Genomic DNA, 20983 nt, shown 5'->3' with positions numbered 1-20983 from the left:
ATTTTTAGTGGTCATTGCCATTGCAATTGTGCGCACCAAGAACCTGTTAGCTGTCGTGATGTTAAGTGGCATTTATGGCTTATTGTCAGCCTGTTTCTTTGTGGTGCTTGATGCTGTTGACGTGGCCTTTACCGAAGCGGCTGTTGGAGCAGGTATTTCCGGTTTACTCATGCTGGCGGCCATTACGATTACCGGTCGAAAAGAAGCACCTAAACGCCATAGACCGCTTATTTCGCTATTTGTTGTATTCGTCACTGGTGGCATGCTGATTTATGGCACCATGGATATGCCGTATTTTGGCGCTGTTGATGCGCCAGTGCACCAACATGTTGCTCCTCGTTATATTCAGCAATCAATGGACGAAGTCGGCATTCCGAATATCGTCACGTCAGTTTTAGGCAGCTACCGTGCGTTTGATACCCTAGGCGAAGTTGCGGTTATTTTCACAGCTGGTATTGGTGTACTTTCTTTGCTTTCACTGCCTCGACGCCGTAAAAAAGCTGAATCAGAAGACCCTACTGAAGAGCAAATGCATGAGCGTCATATGGTGGTGCGTATTGTCAGTAAAGCACTCATCCCTTTCATCTTACTGTTCGCGCTCTATGTTCAATTCCATGGCGACTTCGGCCCTGGCGGTGGCTTCCAAGCAGGGGTAATTTTCGCTGCTGCAATTATTCTCTATACCATGCTATTTGGCTTAGATACCGCGCAAAAAGTGTTTAATCCATCAATCATTCAACTGCTAGCGGCTGTAGGACTTTTACTGTACGCCTCTGTTGGGGTTGTTTCGATGCTCAATGGAGCGAACTTCTTAGACTATAACGTGTTAGCGGATGACCCTTTAACAGGTCAACATATTGGCATACTCGTGATTGAATTAGGCGTAGGTATCACTGTTGCCTCAGTCATGCTGAGTATTTTCTTCAACTTTGATGCCCGCAGACAAGCCATTCAAGACCGTAACAAACAAATCCAAGACAATAACAAACAAAAAGGGGAGCAAGATGTTTCTCGGACTTTATAATTATTGGATCGTTGTCCTGCTAATGATGATTGGTTTTTATATCGTTATCGCCCATGGCAACCTCGTTAAAAAATTAGTTGGCCTAACGATTTTCCAAACCTCTGTGTTTATCTTTTATATCAGCGTAGGCATGGTTGAGCGTGGCAGCGCTCCCATCCTAGCTGAAGGGATCAGCGACTACTCTAACCCACTTCCACATGTGTTAATTCTTACCGCGATTGTGGTGGGTATTGCAACCACTGCACTTGGACTTGCCCTCGTCATTAGAATCAAAGAATCCTATGGCTGCGTCGAAGAAGATGAGATCCAAAAACTAGATCAGCTAAACGAGGAAAATTCATAGTGTTAGCTCACCTGCCTATTTTACAAGTCGTGATACCGCTAATGGCAGCGCCATTATGCTGGTTCTTAAACCGTTCAAAACTGGTGTGGATTTTTGCTTTGTTGGTTTGCTCTGCAACCTTTATCAACAGCGTACTGTTACTGATGGAAGTGATGAAATCAGGCACCATCATCTATGAACTCGGAGGATGGGAAGCACCTTGGGGAATTGAATATCGCATAGATAAACTCAATGCCTTCTTACTGCTCATTATCTCAAGCATAGCTACTGTGGTGATATTTGCTGCTAACACCAGCATTCAAAAAGAATTAAGCGAAGATCGCCACACCCTGTTTTACAGCCTTTACCTGTTATCTCTAACGGGCATGTTCGGCATTGTAGCCACAGGCGATGCATTTAATGTGTTCGTATTTTTAGAGATTTCCTCACTGTCTGCTTACGCCTTAATTGCTTTAGGTAAAGATAGACGTGCACTGTGGGCGGCGTTTCAATACCTGATTATGGGTACCATTGGTGCTACCTTTATCTTGATTGGTATTGGCATGCTTTACCAAATGACCGGCACGCTCAACATGAGCGATCTCGCCGAACGCTTAGTTGACGTCGGCCACACCCGTACAGTGTTTGCTGCATTCGCCTTCTTAATTGTTGGGATTTGTTTAAAGCTGGCACTATTCCCACTGCATCTGTGGTTGCCTAATGCATATGCCTACGCACCTTCAATCGTCACAGCGTTTTTAGCCGCAACCTCTACTAAGGTTGCTGTTTACCTGCTAATCCGCTTTACCTTTACTGTATTTGGCATCTCGTTCTCGTTCACTAGCCTGCCCTTACAAGACATTTTAATGGTGCTTGGACTAGTGGGTGTTTTTGTGGCTTCTGCCACTGCGATATATCAGCAAAATGTTAAACATATCCTAGCCTACTCAAGTATCGCTCAAGTCGGTTACATGATTATTGGTTATTCGATTAATACCAGCACAGGCGTAATGGCTACACTACTGCACCTGTTTAACCATGCCTTAATGAAAGGTGCCCTCTTTTTAGCATTAGGCGCGGTAATGTACCGTATTGGCAGCGTACAACTGAGTCAATTCCAAGGACTAGGTCGCCAAATGCCATTGACCATGTCAGCCATTGTCATCGGTGGATTAAGTTTGATTGGTGTGCCATTAACCGTAGGCTTCGTCAGTAAATGGTATCTGCTTATTGCCAGTGTTGAAGCAGGGATGTGGCCAGTTGCTGTGCTTCTCCTATTAGGTTCATTACTTGCTGTTGTGTATATCTGGCGGATTGTCGAAATGGCCTATTTCAGACCACCACTAGCTGGGCGCGACACGGTTAAAGAGGCACCTTGGACATTCCTTGCCCCTATTTGGACCCTAGTGATCGCTAATATCTATTTCGGTATCGATACTCGCCTAAGTGTGCAAGTTGCACAGGCGGCTTCTCAAAGCTTGTTTGGAATAAACCCATGAATCCATCTTTGGCGCTGATGTTACAGCTAACTATCCTATTGCCTTTGCTAGCAACCTTTGCAATCGCAATCACAGGAAAGAAACCTAATCTTCGTGAGGCGGTCACCATAAGTATTAGTCTTGTGGTGCTTTACTGCGTGGTCAATCTCTATCAAGCACTCAAAGCAGGAGCAAGTATTGAGGTCTCGTGGTGGGAGCTTATGCCGGGCTTAGAAATAAGCTTTGTCGTAGAACCACTAGGCATGTTATTCGCCCTAATTGCCAGCTTCCTTTGGTTAATCACCACCATTTATGCTATCGGTTATATGCGTGGTCACGGTGAAGAAAACCAAACCCGTTTTTATATCTGCTTTGCGTTAGCCATTAGTGCAGTAATGGGGCTCGCCTTTTCAGCGAATCTATTTACTCTATTTGTGTTCTATGAAGTGCTTACTCTTTCAACCTATCCGTTGGTGACCCATGCAGGCACAGAGAAAGCCAAGCAAGGTGGCCGCGTCTATTTGGGTATTTTGCTCGGCACCTCAATCGCCTTCTTCCTGTTAGCTATTATTTTAACTTGGTTCATCACAGGCACTCTTGAGTTCACCGCTGGCGGTGTGTTTGACGCCGATGTAGATACCACCATTGCAGGCGCAATCTTAGTGCTATTTATATTTGGTGTTGGTAAAGCTGCGATGATGCCGTTTCATCGCTGGTTACCTGCGGCGATGGTCGCCCCTACTCCCGTCAGTGCCCTGTTACATGCTGTGGCAGTGGTAAAAGCTGGGGTATTTACAGTACTTAAGATTTGTATTTTTATTTTTGGACTCGACCTACTACCAAAGCTACCCACGACTGAGTTTTTACTGCACTTGGCGGCACTTTCAGTGTTACTGGCTTCAATTGTTGCCATGCGACAAGACAATTTAAAAGCCAGACTGGCCTACTCTACAGTGAGTCAATTAGGCTACATCACTATCGGCGCACTGCTTGCTACCCAATCTGGTGTTATCGGCAGTTCAATGCATATTGCCTCCCACGCCTTTGGCAAAATCACCTTATTCTTTTGTGCCGGTGCAATTTTAGTGGCCAGTCATAAATCTAAGGTCAGCGAAATGCGCGGCTTAGGCTATACCATGCCAATCACTATGGCGGCATTTTTCATTGCTAGCCTAAGTATTATTGGCGTTCCACCAGCAGGGGGAACATGGAGTAAATGGTTCCTGTTAATGGGTACGATAGAAACAGGTTACTGGTTAGTCATGGCGACGTTGATGCTCAGCTCGTTACTGAATATTGCTTATCTATTGCCTATCCCTTACCACGCATTTTTCCCCGGTAAGGACGAGGCACCAACCAATCGCACTATCAAAGAAGCGCCACTACCCTCTTTGATTGCATTAATTATCACTACATTAGGCTGCCTGATCATGTTCATCCATCCTCAGCCCTTTTATGAATTAGCGAAAGCTATCTTGACTGTATCTGGAGTGAATCATGGATAACGAGAAGCAGTACCTCTTTGATAACCCCAAAAATATCCAACGGGTTTTATACCTGCTATACGCCTGCTGCGGAATTTTGGTGATACTTGATTTTGTCATTCATCGTCATGTTTACCATAGCTGGGAAAACTTACCGATTTTCTACCCTATCTATGGTTTTGTAGGCTGTGTCATCTTGGTGTTAATCGCCAGTTGGATGCGAACCTTTTTGATGCGTTCAGAAGATTACTATGGACCCGTTGAAGAACTTGATGACAGCAAGATTGAAATAGTCGACGTCAGCGATGGCCACGCCCACGAAGCTAACAATAACAATAAAGGTGATCGCAATGTGGATGCTTGAGTTACCGCCGTTTGTGCTGTTTTTAATAGGCGGATTAATTGCTGCGACAACCCGTGGAAAACTCCGCGGCGCATTGATGATAGCGATTCCGGTTTTAGGTGGACTGCATTTGTGGACAGTACCAGAAGGTATTCATCTGCAAATGATGTTTTTGGACTATGAATTAGTCCCTTACCGCGCAGATAAACTAAGCCTGATGTTTGGCTATATTTTCCATATCGCCGCGTTTATTGCCATCATCTACTCATTGCACGTTAAAGACACAGTGCAGCAAGTGGCAGCCATGCTGTATGCAGGCAGCGCCATTGGCGCCGTGTTTGCGGGTGACTTGCTTACCTTGTTTGTGTTTTGGGAGCTATTGGCTTTCACTTCAGTATTTCTGATTTGGGCTCGCCGCACCCCTGCCGCCTATAGTGCTGGTATGCGCTACCTCATCATGCAGGTGCTTTCTGGGGTTATTCTGCTCATTGGTGCGCTGTTTTATATCAACGAGACAGGCAGTGCCGCCTTTGACTTTATCGGTTTAGACAGCATAGCGGGTTGGCTTATCTTTATTGCCTTTGGCATTAAGTGTGCGTTCCCTTTTGCGCACACTTGGCTTACCGACGCATACCCTGAAGCCACCCCAACAGGCACGGTATTACTTAGCGCCTTCACCACGAAGGTAGCGGTTTATGCACTAGCTCGAGCTTACCCTGGTACCGAGCTGCTAGTGTATATTGGCGCGGCAATGACCTGCTTCCCAATCTTCTTTGCGGTAATTGAAAACGACCTTCGCCGCGTACTTGCCTATAGCTTGATTAACCAAGTGGGCTTTATGGTGGTTGGTATCGGTATCGGTACTTCACTTGCCTTAAACGGCGCGGTCTCTCACGCCTTTAACGATGTGATCTTTAAAGGCTTACTATTTATGAGCATGGGCGCTGTACTGCATATGACAGGACGAATAAACGGCTCCGATCTCGGCGGCCTTTATAAAACCATGCCTAAAACCACCATACTCTGTATTGTGGGCGCTGCCTCTATTTCGGCCTTCCCACTGTTTAGCGGCTTTGTCAGTAAATCTATGGTGATGACAGCGGCAATGGAAACAGGACATGACTGGGTTTGGTTAATGTTATTGTTTGCCTCAGCAGGTGTATTCCACCATGCAGGCATCAAGATTCCTTACTTTGCTTTCTTCGCCCATGACTCGGGCATTAGAGCAAACGACCCGCCAACCAACATGTTATTGGCTATGTTTATTGCAGCTTGTCTATGTATCGGTATTGGTATTTACCCTGCGGCGCTTTACTCGCTGCTGCCATACGACACGGGCTATAACCCATATGATGCGACTCACGTACTTGCCCAGACACAGCTGTTGTTATTCTCAGCGCTGGCCTTTGTGTGGCTCAACCTTAAAGGGAAATACCCACCAGAACTACGCTCAACTCACCTTGACGTAGATTGGGTTTACAGACGCTTTGTGCCAAATGTCTTGCAACGTATGTTTGCGGTTATTTGGAAAGTGGATGGTGCAATACGTCAATCAGTTCGTGGCAAGCTAGACCAATGCCAAGCGTTTTTAGCCCGCCAATATAAAGAAGGTGGCAGCTTTATTTCAAGCGACTACCCATCAGGTAACATGGTGCTTTGGGTCGCAGTGATCCTAGCAACTTACCTGTTTATTGGCTTTGTGAGTTAGAAGGCTCAACCAGAAAGGAAGTATCAAGATACAAGCTAGCCCGTTTGCTAATGACTTTTAGCAAACGGGCTAGCTTTTTTGTTTGTGGCTTTTAATTAATGGCTTTTAGTGAATAGTTTTTAGCTAATGGCTTTTAATTAATGGCTAATGGCTAATGGCTAATGGCTAATGAATAAAATAGATGCAGACGCAGATTCAGTAAAGTTAGTGCTTGTATCTAAAGGTATTACTGTCATCTAGGATTTCAATCTTGATTGGAACAATCCCTTGATTAGTACTGGCTATTTGTTGAAACGACTTTTGAGAAAGGTCAATCACACGCCCTTTTACAAACGGGCCACGATCGTTAATTTTTACATCGACACTTTTGTTATTTGCCGTATTCGTTGCTCTTACTATTGTTCCAAAAGGCAAGGTTTTATGCGCCGCAGTATAGGATCGCATATTGTACTTCTCACCACTGGCAGTGAGCCTGCCATGAAATGGTTTACCATACCAAGAAGCTTGCCCTACTAGAGCATGAGACTTTGAGTATTGTGTCGTTTTAGATGCATCTATGGGTAAATTTGATGTAGATGAACACCCTGCTAACGTGGCAATAAGTAAAGTGGTAACGGTTAGCTTAAATTTCATCATTCTATCTATTATTCGCTTATTTGAGTGAGGCTACGTCCTGTTGACCACCCTAGAGCACTGACAAATGCACTAAAGCAGTTAACTAGGCTTAACACGCAGTCTAGATGAGAACATATTCCCTGTCACCCAGCACACTGCGATAGCTAGCGCCTAATCACACAAACCTGAGTCAGGTTAGTTTGATTAAGTGGGGTCATGGATTAAGTGGGATTAAGTGGGGTCAGAGTAAACTTAAATTACTCAACTATACTCTGGGATTAAGTGGGGTCAGAGTAAACTTAAATTACTCAACTATACTCTGTAGCTTATTCGCCTTTGCAAATGGAACTTGCACATGCCTAGAAAACTTAGAGTTAGTCCAATCGGAACCCCTCAACATGTCATTCAACGTGGTAATAATCGCCAAGCTTGTTTCATATCAGAACAGGATTTCAATGCATATACTGGTTGGTTAAAAGATTATGCTAAAAAATTTCATGTAGAAATACACGCTTGGGTATTCATGACTAATCATGTGCATCTGTTATGTACCCCACTTCACCCAAACTCCATAAGTCAGATGATGCAAGCACTCGGCAGACAGTACGTTCGATACTTCAATCACACGTATAAACGTACAGGCACCCTTTGGGAAGGAAGGTTTAAATCCTGCTTGGTTCAAAGTGAGGATTACTTAATTCAACTCTACCGCTATATAGAACTCAACCCTGTTAGAGCAAATATGGTGACAGACCCTGCTGAATACCCTTGGTCAAGCTACCAAATCAACGCACTTGGTAAAACTTCACCGCTTTGCACCCCACATCAGGTTTATCTATCAATTCATCTAGAACCAGAGAAAAGACTATCGAGTTACCGCGCATTGTTTAAGCATCACCTAGATAGCAAACTCATAGAGGATATTCGCCAAGCAACCAACAAAGGCATGGCGATTGGGAATGATAAATTTAAAGATGAGATAGAAAAATTAACAGGAAACACCATGAAACCAAAGAAAATGGGACGACCCTACAAAGCAAAAAATTAAGTTTACTCTGACCCCACTTATTTGATCGTACCGAATGAAGTAGAAATCATTACGGCTATCGAAAAAAAGAGAATCAATCTTGCACAAAAATATTCAAAATTTCATATTAATAATTTGTTAGTAGAACAACTAGATTTTATCTCAGATATTAGTTCTGATGGACGTTTTAGTCTTGATAATTCAGAGCAATACAACTTATTGCTCATAAAAGAAAAAGATGAAGTAAATCAAAGGGCTAAAGTAAATGTTATCCGCCTTGCTGAATATGCAGAAGATACCGTTGCCACAATCGAAACAAAGCATTCGATTGATTTAGAGGATTTAATGAGCTTCAAGCTTTAAGCTTAGTTTTTAGAGGGCACTCAAAGTGCCCTTTTTACATCTAAAAGAAACCCCATGTACGAGTATAAATTAGCAGTAGTGCAACTAAAATACTGTTTTTAAATGATTTAATTTTAAAATTTCGGGCAAAACAGTGCGCTAATCCATTGCAATTGATTAAAAAATTGGCGTATTGTAGAGCCAACACAAACAAACGCAGGCCAAGCTCTTAATCCAATAAGAGAACGCCTTTCAAAGATGAAGAGGACAATCATTAGCTTGTAAAAGCCAGTTCATTTGAACCACACAGGCACAAATTGAAGAGTTTACTCTGCTCCTGTCGGATCCCCACTTAATTGCGTACTTTTTTGAAAAATAGTTGGTAAATATCTATGATTAGTTATTTTAAGAGATTAATTGCTCTTGGTGGACTTTTCTGTTGTTCACTACAAGCTCTCGAGTTCGACCACAACCACAAATTTATTTCTGTAGATATCCTACCGTTATGTACAGATAAAGGGCAAATTATACTCGAATATACAAATACGTCAGATCAGGATTTACTTGTTGACCCAAGATTTTTGGATAGTGAGCTATTTGATGCTCATAATGCGGGTATATCCATTGGCTACTATGATGGGAAGTCAATAAGAACAAAACGCTTAAAACCAGAACATTATTATGGTTCTGATTGGTTCCCACTTTCAGTTGGACAATCAGTTAGGCATGAAATTGATTTCAGAGATTATGCCAAAGATTCTATTGATTATAGAAAGCTTGTTTATCCTATTTATAGTGGTTCCAACATCAAAATAATTACAGTTGAAGAAGGTCAAGAAGTTTACCTAACTGTAAACACTTATGATGATTATGAAAATGATGCTATTGAGCCAGAGTGCTTTTTAGTCAAATGATGCAATTTTTAGACAGGGCAATATCTAAGGCTCTGTAACTACTCACTCATACAATAGCACTAATACCTCAGATTTGATTAAGTGGGGTCAGATTAAGTGAGATTAAGTGGGGGTCAGAGTAAACTTAAACTCACCAATAAAAAAGCGACCCTAAGGTCGCTTTTTTTGTTTTGGTAACTAACCAAACCTCAACAGAAGCCAGCTACCATCATAATTGCGTCGCTTGCGAAGCTACTGGCTGTGAGCCGAAGCCTCTAACGCGGAGTTGACTGGTTTCAGTAAACACTCATGTTACTACTGTAAGCAACCCACACCAAATAGCGTTACTGCCGATAGTAAGACAAAAAAGCCGCTGCTTTTTGCCACGGAGTTGACTGTTGTCAATGAGTAGCAAAAAGTAGCGGCTGATGCCGTATTACTGAGGTTAAGTAGCTATTTACTCGTAATCAGAAATTGGTACGCAACTACACATTAGATTACGATCACCATAAACATCATCAATACGATTAACCGTTGGCCAGAACTTATTCGCTCTCGCTGCTGCACTTGGGAACACGGCTTCTTCACGGCTGTAAGGACGTGAATCAAACGCTGGGTCCATAATGTCGGCCATAGTATGTGGCGCATTGTGCAGTGGGTTGTTGTCCGCTGGCCACTCGCCTGCTTCAACTTTAGCGATTTCGCTGCGAATTGAGATCATCGCTTCGACAAAACGGTCTAGCTCAACTTTTGATTCAGATTCTGTTGGCTCAATCATCAGCGTGCCCGCTACAGGGAAGCTCATGGTTGGTGCGTGGAATCCGTAATCGTTTAGACGCTTTGCAATGTCCATTTCAGTTACGCCTGAAGACTCTTTAAGCGGACGCAGGTCGATAATACATTCGTGCGCGACGCGCTCATTTCGGCCAGTGAATAATACTGGGTAGTGACCTGATAATTTCTTCATCACGTAGTTAGCGTTTAACAGTGCCATTTGGGTTGACTGCTTAACACCTTCGGTGCCCAGTAACTTAATGTACATCCAGCTAATAGGTAGGATGCTGGCACTGCCGTATGGTGCAGCAGAAACCGCGCCATTATTGTCGCTTTCGCGGCCTGGTTTAACGATTTGATGACCTGCTACAAACGGCGCTAAATGCTTTTTGATACCGATTGGGCCCATACCTGGTCCACCGCCGCCATGTGGAATAGCAAAGGTTTTATGTAGGTTAAGGTGTGATACGTCTGCGCCGATAAAGCCTGGTGACGTTAAGCCCACTTGTGCGTTCATGTTGGCGCCATCAAGGTAAACTTGGCCGCCAAACTCATGGACGATTTCACAGATTTCGGCGATTGATTCTTCATACACACCGTGAGTCGATGGGTAAGTGATCATGATGCACGATAAGCTGTCTGCAAGTTCTGCCGCTTTTGAGCGTAAGTCTTCAACGTCGACGTTACCTTCTTTATCACATGCAGTAACCACCACTTTCATGCCTGCAAGCTGGGCAGAAGCTGGGTTAGTACCGTGAGCAGATTGTGGGATTAAACAGATGTCTCTGTGCCCTTCTCCGCGTGACTCGTGGTACTTTTTAATCGCAAGCAAACCAGCGTATTCGCCTTGTGCGCCTGAGTTAGGTTGGATACATACTGCATCGTAACCTGTGATGTTGACTAAGAAGTCAGATAGCTCGTTGATTAGCTGAGTGTAACCCTCGGCTTGGTCAAGCGGACAGAATGGGTGCATGTTGGCAAATTCTGGCCAGCTTACTGGTAGCATTTCAACGGCTGCATTGAGCTTCATAGTACATGAGCCAAGCGAAATCATTGAATGGTTAAGGGCTAAATCTTTGTTTTCTAGACGCTTGATGTAACGCATCATTTCAGTTTCGCTTTGGTAGCGATTGAATGTTGGGTGACTCAAGATAGCATCTTTACGCTCAAGTTCTGCTGGGATTGAGCTTGAACCGTTAGCGACGATATTAGCATCGATTGCTGCAACGTCTAGACCATGACCTGCACCAATAATCACATCAAATAACTGGGCGATATCTTCACGTGTGGTGGTTTCATCGATACTGATACCGACAATGCCGTCTGCATCAATACGTAGGTTGAGCTCAGCTTTAACTGCGCGAGCTGTTACTGCGGCTACGTCTAAGCCTTTAACACTGATGGTGTCGAACCAAGTGCTGTTAACTAACTCAACGCCGTTAGCCGTTAAGCCATTAGCTAGAATGTCAGTTAAACGGTTAATACGGCTAGCAATGGTTTTAAGACCTTGTGGGCCGTGGAATACCGCGTAGAACGATGCCATATTCGCTAGTAAGATTTGTGCAGTACAAATGTTTGAGTTGGCTTTTTCGCGGCGAATGTGTTGCTCGCGCGTTTGCATTGCCATACGCAGTGCTTGGTTACCACGGGTATCTTTTGATACACCTATGATACGACCCGGCATTGAACGCTTGTGTGCGTCACGGGCAACAAAGAAGGCAGCGTGTGGTCCGCCGTATCCCATTGGTACGCCAAAACGCTGTGCACTACCAAATACGATGTCGGCGCCCATTGAACCTGGCGACTTAAGTAATACCAGTGACATGATGTCAGCGGCGACGGTCACAATGGCTTTCTTTTCAGCAAGCTTGGCAAACAACTCAGTGTTGTCGGTGATTTCACCATGGCGGTTGGTGTACTGGAATAACGCGCCAAATAATTCGTAGTTTGCAGCATCTGCCGCTGGGCCAACAATCACTTCAAAACCAAAACATTCTGCGCGAGTTTGTACTACGTCTAATGTTTGTGGGAATACGTCATCGGCGACGAAGAAGATGTTGGCTTTTTTGGCTTTAGAAACACGCTTGGCCATGGCCATTGCTTCTGCAGCAGCGGTAGCTTCATCAAGTAGTGATGCCGATGCAAGGTCAAGACCGGTTAAGTCCATAGACACTTGTTGGAAGTTTAGAATTGACTCTAAACGGCCTTGGGCGATTTCTGGCTGGTATGGGGTGTACGCTGTGTACCAACCCGGATTTTCAAACACGTTACGTAAAATGACGTTAGGTACATCAGTACCGTAGTAGCCCATGCCGATGTAGCTTTTGAATACTTTGTTTTTATCAGCAATGGTGCGGATGTAGGCTGTGCCTTCCGCTTCGCCACATGAATCACCAATGGTCAATTCTTGCGGTAAACGAATTGAACCCGGCACGGTTTGTGCGGTTAAGTCTTCAAGCGACTCTGCGCCAACAAAGTTCAACATTTCTTGCTGTTGCGCTTGGTCTGGGCCTATGTGTCGGCTTAAAAATAATTCGTGTTGCTCTAATTGAGTTAGGGTTTGCTTAGTCATGAGAAGTCGTGTTCCAAATCTGCCAGAATGTCACTGTAGGGTTATAAACTGGTCTAGGGAAAAATGTTGTTGTGCAATACTTTAATGACAGGCGTAAGGATCGCTTATGTCATTAAAAAAATTTTAAAAGGCAAAACAAAAAGAAGCTCCCAAGGGAGCTTCTATTAGCGTCGACGATTATTCTTCGTCAATCACTTCTTGGTAACCGTCAGCGTCTAACAAGTTAGCCACTTCAGCTTCGTCAGATGGCTTAACGCGGAAGAACCAACCTTCGCCAAATGCTTCGCTGTTTACTAATTCTGGTGAATCTTCTAGTGCTTCGTTTACTGCAACAACGTCACCTGAGATTGGTGCGTAGATGTCAGATGCTGCTTTAACTGATTCAGCTACTGCGCAATCTTCACCAGCAGTAACTGTGTCGCCTACTTCTGGTAATTCTACGAATACCATGTCACCTAATAGCTCTTGTGCATGCTCAGTGATACCCACTGTGTAAGTTCCGTCTTCTTCTTTACGGATCCACTCATGTGATGAAGCATATTTAAGTTCAGCTGGAATGTTGCTCATTGTCATAATTCCTATATCTATAAAATTAAAGCGCAATTTTTATTGTTAATGGGATAAGTACTTAATCATCAACTCTTTGACTATTGACTGATACTATCTAAATAAGTCCGTTTCCCAAAATATGTTAGTAGCAAAATGTGCTGTGAAATCACAATTTTGCTTACTCACATCAGAATGCTTGTTTACCGTTACGTACAAAACTTGGTGCGATAACTTTTACCGCAACGCGTTTCTTACGCATTTCAACTTCTGCAGTATCGCTAATACCCTTAGGTACGCGTGCCATGGCAATAGAATAGCCTAAAGTTGGCGAGAAAGTCCCGCTGGTGATCGAACCTTCATGTTCAACGCCGTCTGCGTCAGTGAAAAACACTGGCATGCCATGACGAAGGACACCTTTTTGTTCCATCACTAGGCCGACTAATTTGTCAGGACCTGCTGCTTTTATCGCAGTTAATGCTTCACGACCGATAAAGTCACGATCTTCTGGCTCCCACGCAATAGTCCAGCCCATGTTGGCGGCTAGCGGGTTAATGGTTTCATCCATATCTAAACCGTATAGGTTCATGCCTGCTTCTAAACGTAGGGTGTCACGTGCACCGAGTCCACATGGCTTAACGCCTGCTTCTAGTAGTGCTTGCCATAGGCTTTCAGCTTCTGCTTCTGGAACGATAATTTCGTAACCCGCTTCACCTGTGTAACCTGTGGTGGCAATGAATAATGATTCAGACTGAACACCGAAGAACATTTTCATGCCTTCAACCGCTGCGTTTTGCTCAGCTGAGAATACTTCAGCCGCTTTCGCTTTAGCGTTAGGGCCTTGAACCGCAATCATTGCAAGCTCAGGACGCTCAGTGATAGTCACATCAAAACTTGCTGACTGCTTGTCCATCCACGCTAAGTCTTTAACACGAGTGGCTGAGTTAACGACTACGCGGTAGTGGGTGTCAGTAAGGTAGTAAGTGATAAGGTCGTCGATAACGCCAGCGTTGTCGTCTAGCATGCCGCTATATAGCGCTTTGCCTGCAACTTTAAGCTTAGCAATATCGTTTGCTAATAATTTACGAAGGAATGCACAAGCATCGGTACCAGTCACATCAACAACTGTCATGTGTGATACATCGAACATACCAGCGTCTTGACGCACGGCGTTATGTTCTTCGATTTGTGAACCGTAGTTAAGTGGCATATCCCAACCGTGGAAATCTACCATCTTGCCGTTTGATTCTAAGTGCTTGTTAAAGAGTACAGTTTTATTAGCCATTATAATCTCTTTTTATGAGCCTTCTGAGGGTAAAACGAATGAAGGCATTTATATTCCGCAAACATACTGAATGTACATATCTGATGGACATAGGAAATGTTCACGGCTATGAATGGGGCAAAATTATACCCATAGGGTGAATTTTGTATAGTAGGAAATTTTCTAATCCGAGTCTGTTAACATTAGTTTTACTAATGCGTTACCTGTAATTTTTTTACAAGAATTTCATCTACTTCGGCCGATCCCCTGATATATAAGCGTTTTTGGGCCGAAGTGATGGCAAATTTTACTCACGGCAAAGTTTGGGAAGTTTGAGTTTATTGCCTATAGCCTGTTTGATGAACACTGTTTTCAGTCCAGCAACATTATCAATCAGGGTTAACCCCAGATCGCGAAAGGCTTTTTTGAATGGATTGCTACCTGCAAAGAGTCGTTTAAAGCCTTCCATTGCGCTGATCATTTCAATGGCATCGGCTTTGCGCCAACGCTCTAGAGCGCGAAGATTGGCATAATCGCCAATATCTTTGCCAGCTTCATTTAACTCGCTAATTGTTTCAATAATACTGGCGGCGTCTAAAAAGCCTAAATTAACCCCTTGGCCTGCCAACGGATGAATAGTGTGGGCAGCGTCGCCTGCGAGTATCAAACGGTGGCGAGCGAAATGACGGGCATAGCGCATACGCAGAGGATGCGATTGACGCTCACTGACTAATTCACACATCCCTAGGCGGCCATCAGATGCTGCGGTTAACGCTTTAGAGAACTCTTCACTTGATAGTGCTTTTAATCGTTCGGCTTCTGCTGGTGATACCGACCACACGATAGAACATAAGTTATCTTCATACAGTGGTAGTAAAGCTAATGGCCCATCTGCTAAAAACACCTGACGCGCGGTATCTTCATGTGGCTCTGCAGTGCGAATGGTAGCGACAATAGCGTGGTGGCCGTAATCCCAAAAGGTCAGTGGAATTTGGCATTGGCTGCGCACCCAAGAGTTGGCACCATCGGCGGCAACAACTAATGCGGCGCTTAAGTTGTCGCCATTGTCTAGGGTTAACCATGACTCACGTTCACCAAAAGCGATACGTTCTAAGCGCTGGCCTTCAAGGTGAGTGATGTTATTTAGCTCGCTAGTGCGTTTTGCTAACGCATAGCTAATTGATTGATTTTCGATTATTGCGCCAAGGGATGGTTGGCTAATGCTGGCGGCATCAAAGGCAATTTTGCCTAAGCCGTCTTTATCCCATACGGCCATTTTTTGATACGGCGCAGTTCGGTCATGGTCAATGTATTGCCATGCACCTAAGTTTGTTAGTAATCGCTCACTGGCTTTGTTTATCGCACTCACTCTAAGTCGTGGCTCACCTGATACCGCCTCTGTTTGGCCTGCATCAATCACCACTACGTTTAAGTTTGCTTCGGCTAAACCGATTGCTGTTGCCAAGCCAACCATACCACCGCCAACAATGGCTACATCATAGGTTTGAGTTTGAAACATGTTAATCCTTAATCTTCAATCGGTTTGCAGAGGATAATTAAATCTGCTCTATCCATAAGAGCCGCTGAAGGCTCTATTTATAAAAAGCCGCCGAAGGCTCTGACAGTTAAGCCGTTTTCCAGCCCATGGCTTTGTGAGCTATAGGGGCTTTAAGCGGCGGGCACCAAGACAATAATCTTAACCCTAAACTACGCCCAGCCACTAATGGCCAGTGCTGATTTGAGAAGCCGCGCACTAAAAATTCTACATTATTGATGGTGCTATTTCTGTCTTGCTCGCGCAGCTTAAGGTAATGATGGATAAGCGCGTTTTGGCCGCAATCTAACTCTTGAGAGTCAGAAGCATTAAGTTCTTTAAAGCTAGCTTCAATGGCGTCAATTAACCCTACGACATCCCGTAAACCTAGGTTAAAACCTTGGCCTGCAATCGGATGTAAGGTTTGCGCAGCATTACCAATAAAGACGGTGCGATGGTAAATCGGTCTTGGCATGTAGGATAACGTAAGCGGGTAACTGACTCGCTCCCCCACATCAGTAAAGCGCCCTGCTCGATTGCCAAATGCGCGTTGCAATGCCGATAGAAACTCAGTTTTAGGCGCCGCTTTAAGTGTTTGTGCTTGTTGGTTATCAAGCGCCCACACTAATGACACACGCGGCTTGCCATCAACCGCTGACATAGGCAATAACGCTAGCGGCCCAGTGTCCGTGAAGCGCTCATACGCCCAGCCATCATGAAGTTTATCGGTTTGCACATTGGCGACTAATGCCACTTGGTCAAACTCAACTTTTTCAATATCTTGCTTAAGTGCTTGGCGCACTTTCGAATTGGCACCATCAGCGGCAACTAACAGTTTGGTGCGAATTTGTTGGCCGTTATCTAAGGTTAAGGTATGGCCGTTTGCGTCAGTATTTAACTCAGCTAATTGCGCGGGGCAATAGAGTTTAACCGCTTGTTGAGTCACTTTACCGAGTTTGAGTTCATCAAATAACACCTTACCGACTTTAGCAAGCTCTACCACTTGTCCCATTGCAGACAATGAAAACTGCTCGGCGTTAAGTTCGGTCATGCCGAAATGGCCGCGATCGGAAATATGAATATTATTGATTTCAGTGCCAAGGCTGGCAAGCTTTGGCCAAATACCTAAACGGGTTAATTCAAAAACTGAGCCATGGGCGATAGCAATGGAGCGGGCATCAAAGCCTGGGTGATTATCATCAGGTTTCACTGCTTCAATCACGGCGATTGAGAGAGGTCTGCCTAACTGCTGTTGATACTTATCAGATAATTGGGCTAAACCAAGGGCTAAACTCGCACCAGCCATTGCGCCGCCAACAATGGTGATATCCACTTGTTCAATTGTTTTTTCTGAATGAGTTGGCTTTTCTGAATTAATTGGCTGTGTCATCGCGCGAGCTCTTTTTATTATTGATTTAACCTGTGCACACTCAAGTAAAATTAAGTGCGCATCAGCAAATTTGTCATGCCGTTTTAGTACTCGTATTTAGGACTAAAATTTAAGGCTAAAATTTAGGGCTAAAATTTAGGGCTAAAATTTAGGGCTAAAATTTAGGGCTAAAATTTAGGGCTTTTTTCAGGACTAAGTATTAGTGCAGTGGCGCTGCAGGTTCGCTGTCATCTAATGGGATTTCAGGACCGAACTCTGAGTAACACAATACCGCAGCCATACGAACAAATTCGTGTAGTTCAATAAATGCGCCTTCAGATTCATCGTCATCGCTAACATCAAATTCAACTTGAGCAATCGCGCCTAAGTCTTGAATGATTTCGCGCACATCTGATGATGCGCCGTTAAGTTTAGGTTGGATCAATGCAATAGCGGTAAGGTAGCTTTGTACCCACAAGGCTAGGCATTCTAAGCGGGTGCTTAGTGGCTCTTCTTCTTCAGGTAATAATGGCGAGAACCCGAATTCGGCATCGCTTAAGCGCGTGGCTGTGTCTTTAAATAAATCAGTGATTAACTGCTGTAATTCATTGGTCAATGGCTGGCCGTCATTCATCAGTTCAAGTAATGGTTTTAACCAAGCTGTATTAGCTTGCTCAACCCCACCACAAATTAACCCAACTAACGCGCCATGCACTTCGACTGGATGTTGACCAATCTCGGCAGAATCTAAGGCTTTTTTCAGTTTTTCAATACATAAAGAAGGAGGCGTTGCCATGGTATTTTTCCATTAAATAATCAATCTGCTGCAATGCTAGCAGAGTTAATAACTGCTACCAAATTCTGCAAGACAAGTTGCTAAAATATTTCATCAATCTGTTAAGTATAAAGCACCTTAGGTCAATTAGCGTAATCATAGCGTGGGCAGAATGTGCAATTGTTAGCTCATAGACTATTTATTACTGGCTTGATAAATCAAAAGCTAATATTAACGGCATCGAATATAACTCGATGAACTAAACGATTTGCAATAAACAACGTATCCTTAGAGATGTCTAAAACAAATGCGCAGTGAGCTTTAAAAACGATGAAAAAGCCGAAATGCTCATTCATCAAGCAAATAGCCTTAAAGGCGGTAAGTTACCTTGCACTTTTAATATGGGCGCTATATAGTCCGCAAACAAGCTAGTTCCTCTGCTGATGTTGTAAAATGATTGTAAATCAACGCTGATACTCGCATTCATGCTAAAGCGTTACAGTCAGATGGAACGGTAAACTGCTACAATTTTTATTTTAGACGAATAAGGATCCTCAGCGAATTATGAGTAACAGTGCTATTGATATCTCCCTTTTAGGGCGCACCTACTCTATCGCTTGCCCGAAAGGACAAGAGGATGCATTGCGTTCGATCGCTAAAGGTGTTGAGCAACAGCTGACTAACCTGAAAGCACGTACTAATAATTTGAGCCGCGAAGAATTAGCCATTATGGCCGCGCTGAATATTGGTTACGAGTTACACGAAGAACAGCAAAAGAATAAGCAGTACATGGCGCAAATGGATGAGCGTATTTCGTTATTACAGTCGACGTTAGAAAACTCGCTGATTGAACGAACCAGCAAGGACGACTAAACAAATTTTGATTTGTGTTGAGCACTAAGTTCGACATGATTCACACTGGTTTTGCTCCCTGGGATATGCGCTTGTAGGTTATGTCCCTGTGCCGATATTTACAAACCCAGGGTGAATGTTTTCATTGACATTGTGTATGCTCGGCTCGTACCGAGAAACCTTAGGAGATGAACATTTTCCCGCCTTGAACCTACGGTTCAAGGGCTACACCGACGGTCGGTATTCTGGGGAGCATTCTAAATTGCTAAGCTAAACAAAAAAGCAAATAAAAAAGCCACCTTTTTAGGTGGCTTTTTTATTGTTTTCAATTTTAAAAATCAAACATGCCATACCTCGCCCTACTATTCAGTTCAGCTAAGCTAAGCTCAGTATCACATAGCTAAAAAATGAAATATTTAAGCAAATTTTGTAACTGAAAGCAGTCGAAAAAAAGGCCAACATTGTCTAAGTTAACATTCGTTAATAATTACACTTGTGAAGATTATGGTTATTATTGTTTTGTTCTGAACATTAAGGTATAAAGTCCGCAATATTAATAACTTGTAATTAGGGATTATGACAAGTCGCCCTTTCCTATTAGCGAGCTACATTGTAGTTACAATGGCATCGCTGTTGATTCTTTCTGGTTGTAAATCTACCCCAGAACCTGTTACTCCAACTTACATAGTTCCGGCTGCTTTAGCTCACTTACCTGTCGATGCTGCCACGCAAGGTTTAGATATTATCGATATCCAATTAACCTTGGGCGACCGCAACTTGTACTTAGCTGCCAATGGCAACATTAAGATGTTATCAACCGCGCAATGTGCATTAGATATCTCAGCTCACCGCGGCGACTTTCGCCAACCTGAAAGTAGTTATAACGCGATTGCTTCGGCGTTAAATGATAATTTTAATAGCGTCGAAATAGATGTCATGCTGCTAAAAGATGGCACTTGGGTTAATCACCATGATAGTCAGACCGGTCGCGCTACCGTGCACTACACGGGTGAGCGTTACAAACTTGAACGCATGAACCGTAAAGAGTTTGGTCAATTGAAGCTGCGTGATAAAGACACCAACGCCTTACTCAATGAGCGCCCAATTACCGCAGCAGAAGCCTTTAAGGTATTTGCAGGCTACCGAATGCCGAGTCAGAAGCTGAATGTGGAAATCAAATCAGACGCTAATGGCCAAGAGTTAGTTGAGCTCGACAATATGCTCAAAAAATACATTGGTAATGGCGGCTTTTATTACTCAGCGGCAGATCAAGACACCTTGTATAAACTACGTGGGATTAACCCATACGTTTACTTAGGCTTTGTCCAAGGCGGACACCCTACCAGTGTTGAAAAGTTAACTGCTGATATGCGTAAAGGCGTTAACAATGACGCTTATTATCTAGAGAACCAGAATAATATTGAACTCGCTGGACGCTATGGCACCAAGCGTTATCGTTCGCGTTATAAGGACTACACCAGTTCAAATGCGCTGGCGAAGTTACATAGTAAGCTTGGCAGTCATTCGGGGATCCACCTCGATATTCGCAGTTTTATGCAAAACAGAAGTGTTAAAAGCCACGCTGAACGTTTAGACATGAAGGTTTATACCTACTCTCTCAACGGCACTGATTATCATCAATCACAACTATTGAAGCTGAACAAAAAATCTTTGCCTCACGGGGTAATTGTGGATGAAACGCCGTACAAAATTTGTCAGCGATTATTCAACGCAGCCGTGCCAGCAAAACGCTACCAACCTCTAAGCAATGTAGGTCGTTATATTGCGTCATTGCCTCAAGATGCGAACTTTGATCGCTTTGAAGAAATGCTGGGGTATCAGCAAGAAGGTTATTACTTATCACTGGCATCAGGTCTTAAGTCAATTAAGGGCAATCAAGCTAAACAGGCCGTGAATAACACTCCAACACCTTTGCTTGAGCATGGTTTTCCGACGATTACCGATGAAAAAATCGATACTCAAACTGGCGACACCATCATTTTAACCTTGCCAAGTAACAGTAAATAAGCGCCATTAATCACAATCGATAATAAGAAAAGC

The 20983-nt window shown here is 43.7% G+C and carries 18 protein-coding genes and 1 other RNA gene; 12 read left to right on the top strand and 7 right to left on the bottom strand.

Features of this window, described 5'->3' with window-relative positions; translation table 11 throughout:
* Window positions 1-7 precede the first annotated feature (7 nt).
* Genes AC0L4E_RS02970 through AC0L4E_RS02945 form a run of 6 tightly spaced genes read left to right on the top strand, consistent with a single transcriptional unit; the run spans window position 8 to window position 6359 of the window.
* Window positions 8-1024, top strand: coding sequence for a Na(+)/H(+) antiporter subunit B (locus AC0L4E_RS02970; RefSeq protein ID WP_473677929.1), 1017 nt, complete (start codon window positions 8-10; stop codon window positions 1022-1024).
* Window positions 1005-1367: a cation:proton antiporter subunit C gene (locus AC0L4E_RS02965; RefSeq protein ID WP_473677928.1), complete on the top strand. Its 363-nt coding sequence runs from the start codon at window positions 1005-1007 to the stop codon at window positions 1365-1367. Before AC0L4E_RS02970 ends, AC0L4E_RS02965 begins: the two co-directional genes overlap by 20 nt.
* Window positions 1367-2845, top strand: coding sequence for a monovalent cation/H+ antiporter subunit D family protein (locus tag AC0L4E_RS02960; RefSeq protein WP_473677927.1), 1479 nt, complete (start codon window positions 1367-1369; stop codon window positions 2843-2845). Before AC0L4E_RS02965 ends, AC0L4E_RS02960 begins: the two co-directional genes overlap by 1 nt.
* Complete coding sequence (locus AC0L4E_RS02955) at window positions 2842-4329, top strand: monovalent cation/H+ antiporter subunit D family protein (protein ID WP_473677926.1); 1488 nt, start codon at window positions 2842-2844, stop codon at window positions 4327-4329. The genes AC0L4E_RS02960 and AC0L4E_RS02955 overlap by 4 nt, the downstream gene beginning before the upstream one ends.
* A complete protein-coding gene (locus AC0L4E_RS02950) occupies window positions 4322-4672 on the top strand; it encodes a hypothetical protein (RefSeq protein ID WP_473677925.1) in 351 nt (116 codons plus the stop codon). The genes AC0L4E_RS02955 and AC0L4E_RS02950 overlap by 8 nt, the downstream gene beginning before the upstream one ends.
* Window positions 4659-6359, top strand: a complete 1701-nt coding sequence (locus AC0L4E_RS02945) for a Na(+)/H(+) antiporter subunit D (protein ID WP_473677924.1) — start codon at window positions 4659-4661, stop codon at window positions 6357-6359. The genes AC0L4E_RS02950 and AC0L4E_RS02945 overlap by 14 nt, the downstream gene beginning before the upstream one ends.
* Before the next feature lie 204 nt (window positions 6360-6563).
* On the opposite strand, the gene AC0L4E_RS02940 is transcribed toward AC0L4E_RS02945, so the two are convergent.
* Window positions 6564-6992, bottom strand: a complete 429-nt coding sequence (locus AC0L4E_RS02940) for a septal ring lytic transglycosylase RlpA family protein (RefSeq protein WP_473677923.1) — start codon at window positions 6990-6992, stop codon at window positions 6564-6566.
* A 337-nt stretch (window positions 6993-7329) separates the two neighbouring features.
* On the opposite strand from AC0L4E_RS02940, the gene AC0L4E_RS02935 reads away from it, so the two are divergent.
* From AC0L4E_RS02935 to AC0L4E_RS02925, 3 genes are all read left to right on the top strand, one after another.
* On the top strand, window positions 7330-8022 hold the full coding sequence (locus AC0L4E_RS02935; RefSeq protein ID WP_473677922.1) for a transposase: 693 nt from the start codon (window positions 7330-7332) through the stop codon (window positions 8020-8022).
* A gap of 21 nt (window positions 8023-8043) precedes the next feature.
* Window positions 8044-8364, top strand: coding sequence for a hypothetical protein (locus AC0L4E_RS02930; RefSeq protein ID WP_473677921.1), 321 nt, complete (start codon window positions 8044-8046; stop codon window positions 8362-8364).
* A 371-nt stretch (window positions 8365-8735) separates the two neighbouring features.
* On the top strand, window positions 8736-9257 hold the full coding sequence (locus AC0L4E_RS02925) for a hypothetical protein (protein WP_473677920.1): 522 nt from the start codon (window positions 8736-8738) through the stop codon (window positions 9255-9257).
* Between the two features lie 436 nt (window positions 9258-9693).
* Here the strand turns inward: AC0L4E_RS02925 and gcvP are convergent, their stop codons facing one another.
* From gcvP to AC0L4E_RS02895, 6 genes are all read right to left on the bottom strand, one after another.
* A complete protein-coding gene (gcvP, locus tag AC0L4E_RS02920) occupies window positions 9694-12582 on the bottom strand; it encodes an aminomethyl-transferring glycine dehydrogenase (protein ID WP_473677919.1) in 2889 nt (962 codons plus the stop codon).
* A gap of 177 nt (window positions 12583-12759) precedes the next feature.
* Window positions 12760-13149 (bottom strand): glycine cleavage system protein GcvH, encoded by a 390-nt coding sequence (gene gcvH, locus AC0L4E_RS02915; protein ID WP_102528280.1) that lies wholly within the window; start codon window positions 13147-13149, stop codon window positions 12760-12762.
* Between the two features lie 169 nt (window positions 13150-13318).
* Window positions 13319-14413 (bottom strand): glycine cleavage system aminomethyltransferase GcvT, encoded by a 1095-nt coding sequence (gene gcvT / locus AC0L4E_RS02910; RefSeq protein WP_473677918.1) that lies wholly within the window; start codon window positions 14411-14413, stop codon window positions 13319-13321.
* A gap of 286 nt (window positions 14414-14699) precedes the next feature.
* On the bottom strand, window positions 14700-15911 hold the full coding sequence (locus AC0L4E_RS02905; RefSeq protein ID WP_473677917.1) for an FAD-dependent oxidoreductase: 1212 nt from the start codon (window positions 15909-15911) through the stop codon (window positions 14700-14702).
* Window positions 15912-16017: 106 nt separating this feature from the next.
* Window positions 16018-17316, bottom strand: coding sequence for a 2-octaprenyl-6-methoxyphenyl hydroxylase (gene ubiH, locus AC0L4E_RS02900; protein ID WP_473677916.1), 1299 nt, complete (start codon window positions 17314-17316; stop codon window positions 16018-16020).
* A 199-nt stretch (window positions 17317-17515) separates the two neighbouring features.
* Window positions 17516-18091 (bottom strand): UPF0149 family protein, encoded by a 576-nt coding sequence (locus AC0L4E_RS02895; protein WP_473677915.1) that lies wholly within the window; start codon window positions 18089-18091, stop codon window positions 17516-17518.
* Window positions 18092-18634: 543 nt separating this feature from the next.
* On the opposite strand from AC0L4E_RS02895, the gene AC0L4E_RS02890 reads away from it, so the two are divergent.
* The 3 genes from AC0L4E_RS02890 (at window position 18635) to AC0L4E_RS02880 (ending at window position 20950) form a co-directional block, all read left to right on the top strand.
* Window positions 18635-18943 carry a cell division protein ZapA gene (locus AC0L4E_RS02890; RefSeq protein ID WP_102528275.1) on the top strand — a complete coding sequence of 103 codons (309 nt, stop codon included), beginning with the start codon at window positions 18635-18637 and terminating at the stop codon, window positions 18941-18943.
* Window positions 18944-18995: 52 nt separating this feature from the next.
* Window positions 18996-19178: non-coding RNA, 6S RNA (gene ssrS, locus AC0L4E_RS02885), on the top strand.
* 365 nt (window positions 19179-19543) lie between these two features.
* The gene (locus AC0L4E_RS02880; RefSeq protein ID WP_473677914.1) at window positions 19544-20950 is read left to right on the top strand and encodes a glycerophosphodiester phosphodiesterase; all 1407 of its coding nucleotides are present in this window, start codon (window positions 19544-19546) and stop codon (window positions 20948-20950) included.
* Window positions 20951-20983 lie beyond the last annotated feature (33 nt).

The organism is Shewanella sp. GJ50-10 (assembly GCF_055808815.1).
The sequence above is the reverse complement of the archived record's forward strand: the minus strand, read 5'-3'. Positions and strand labels throughout refer to the sequence as shown.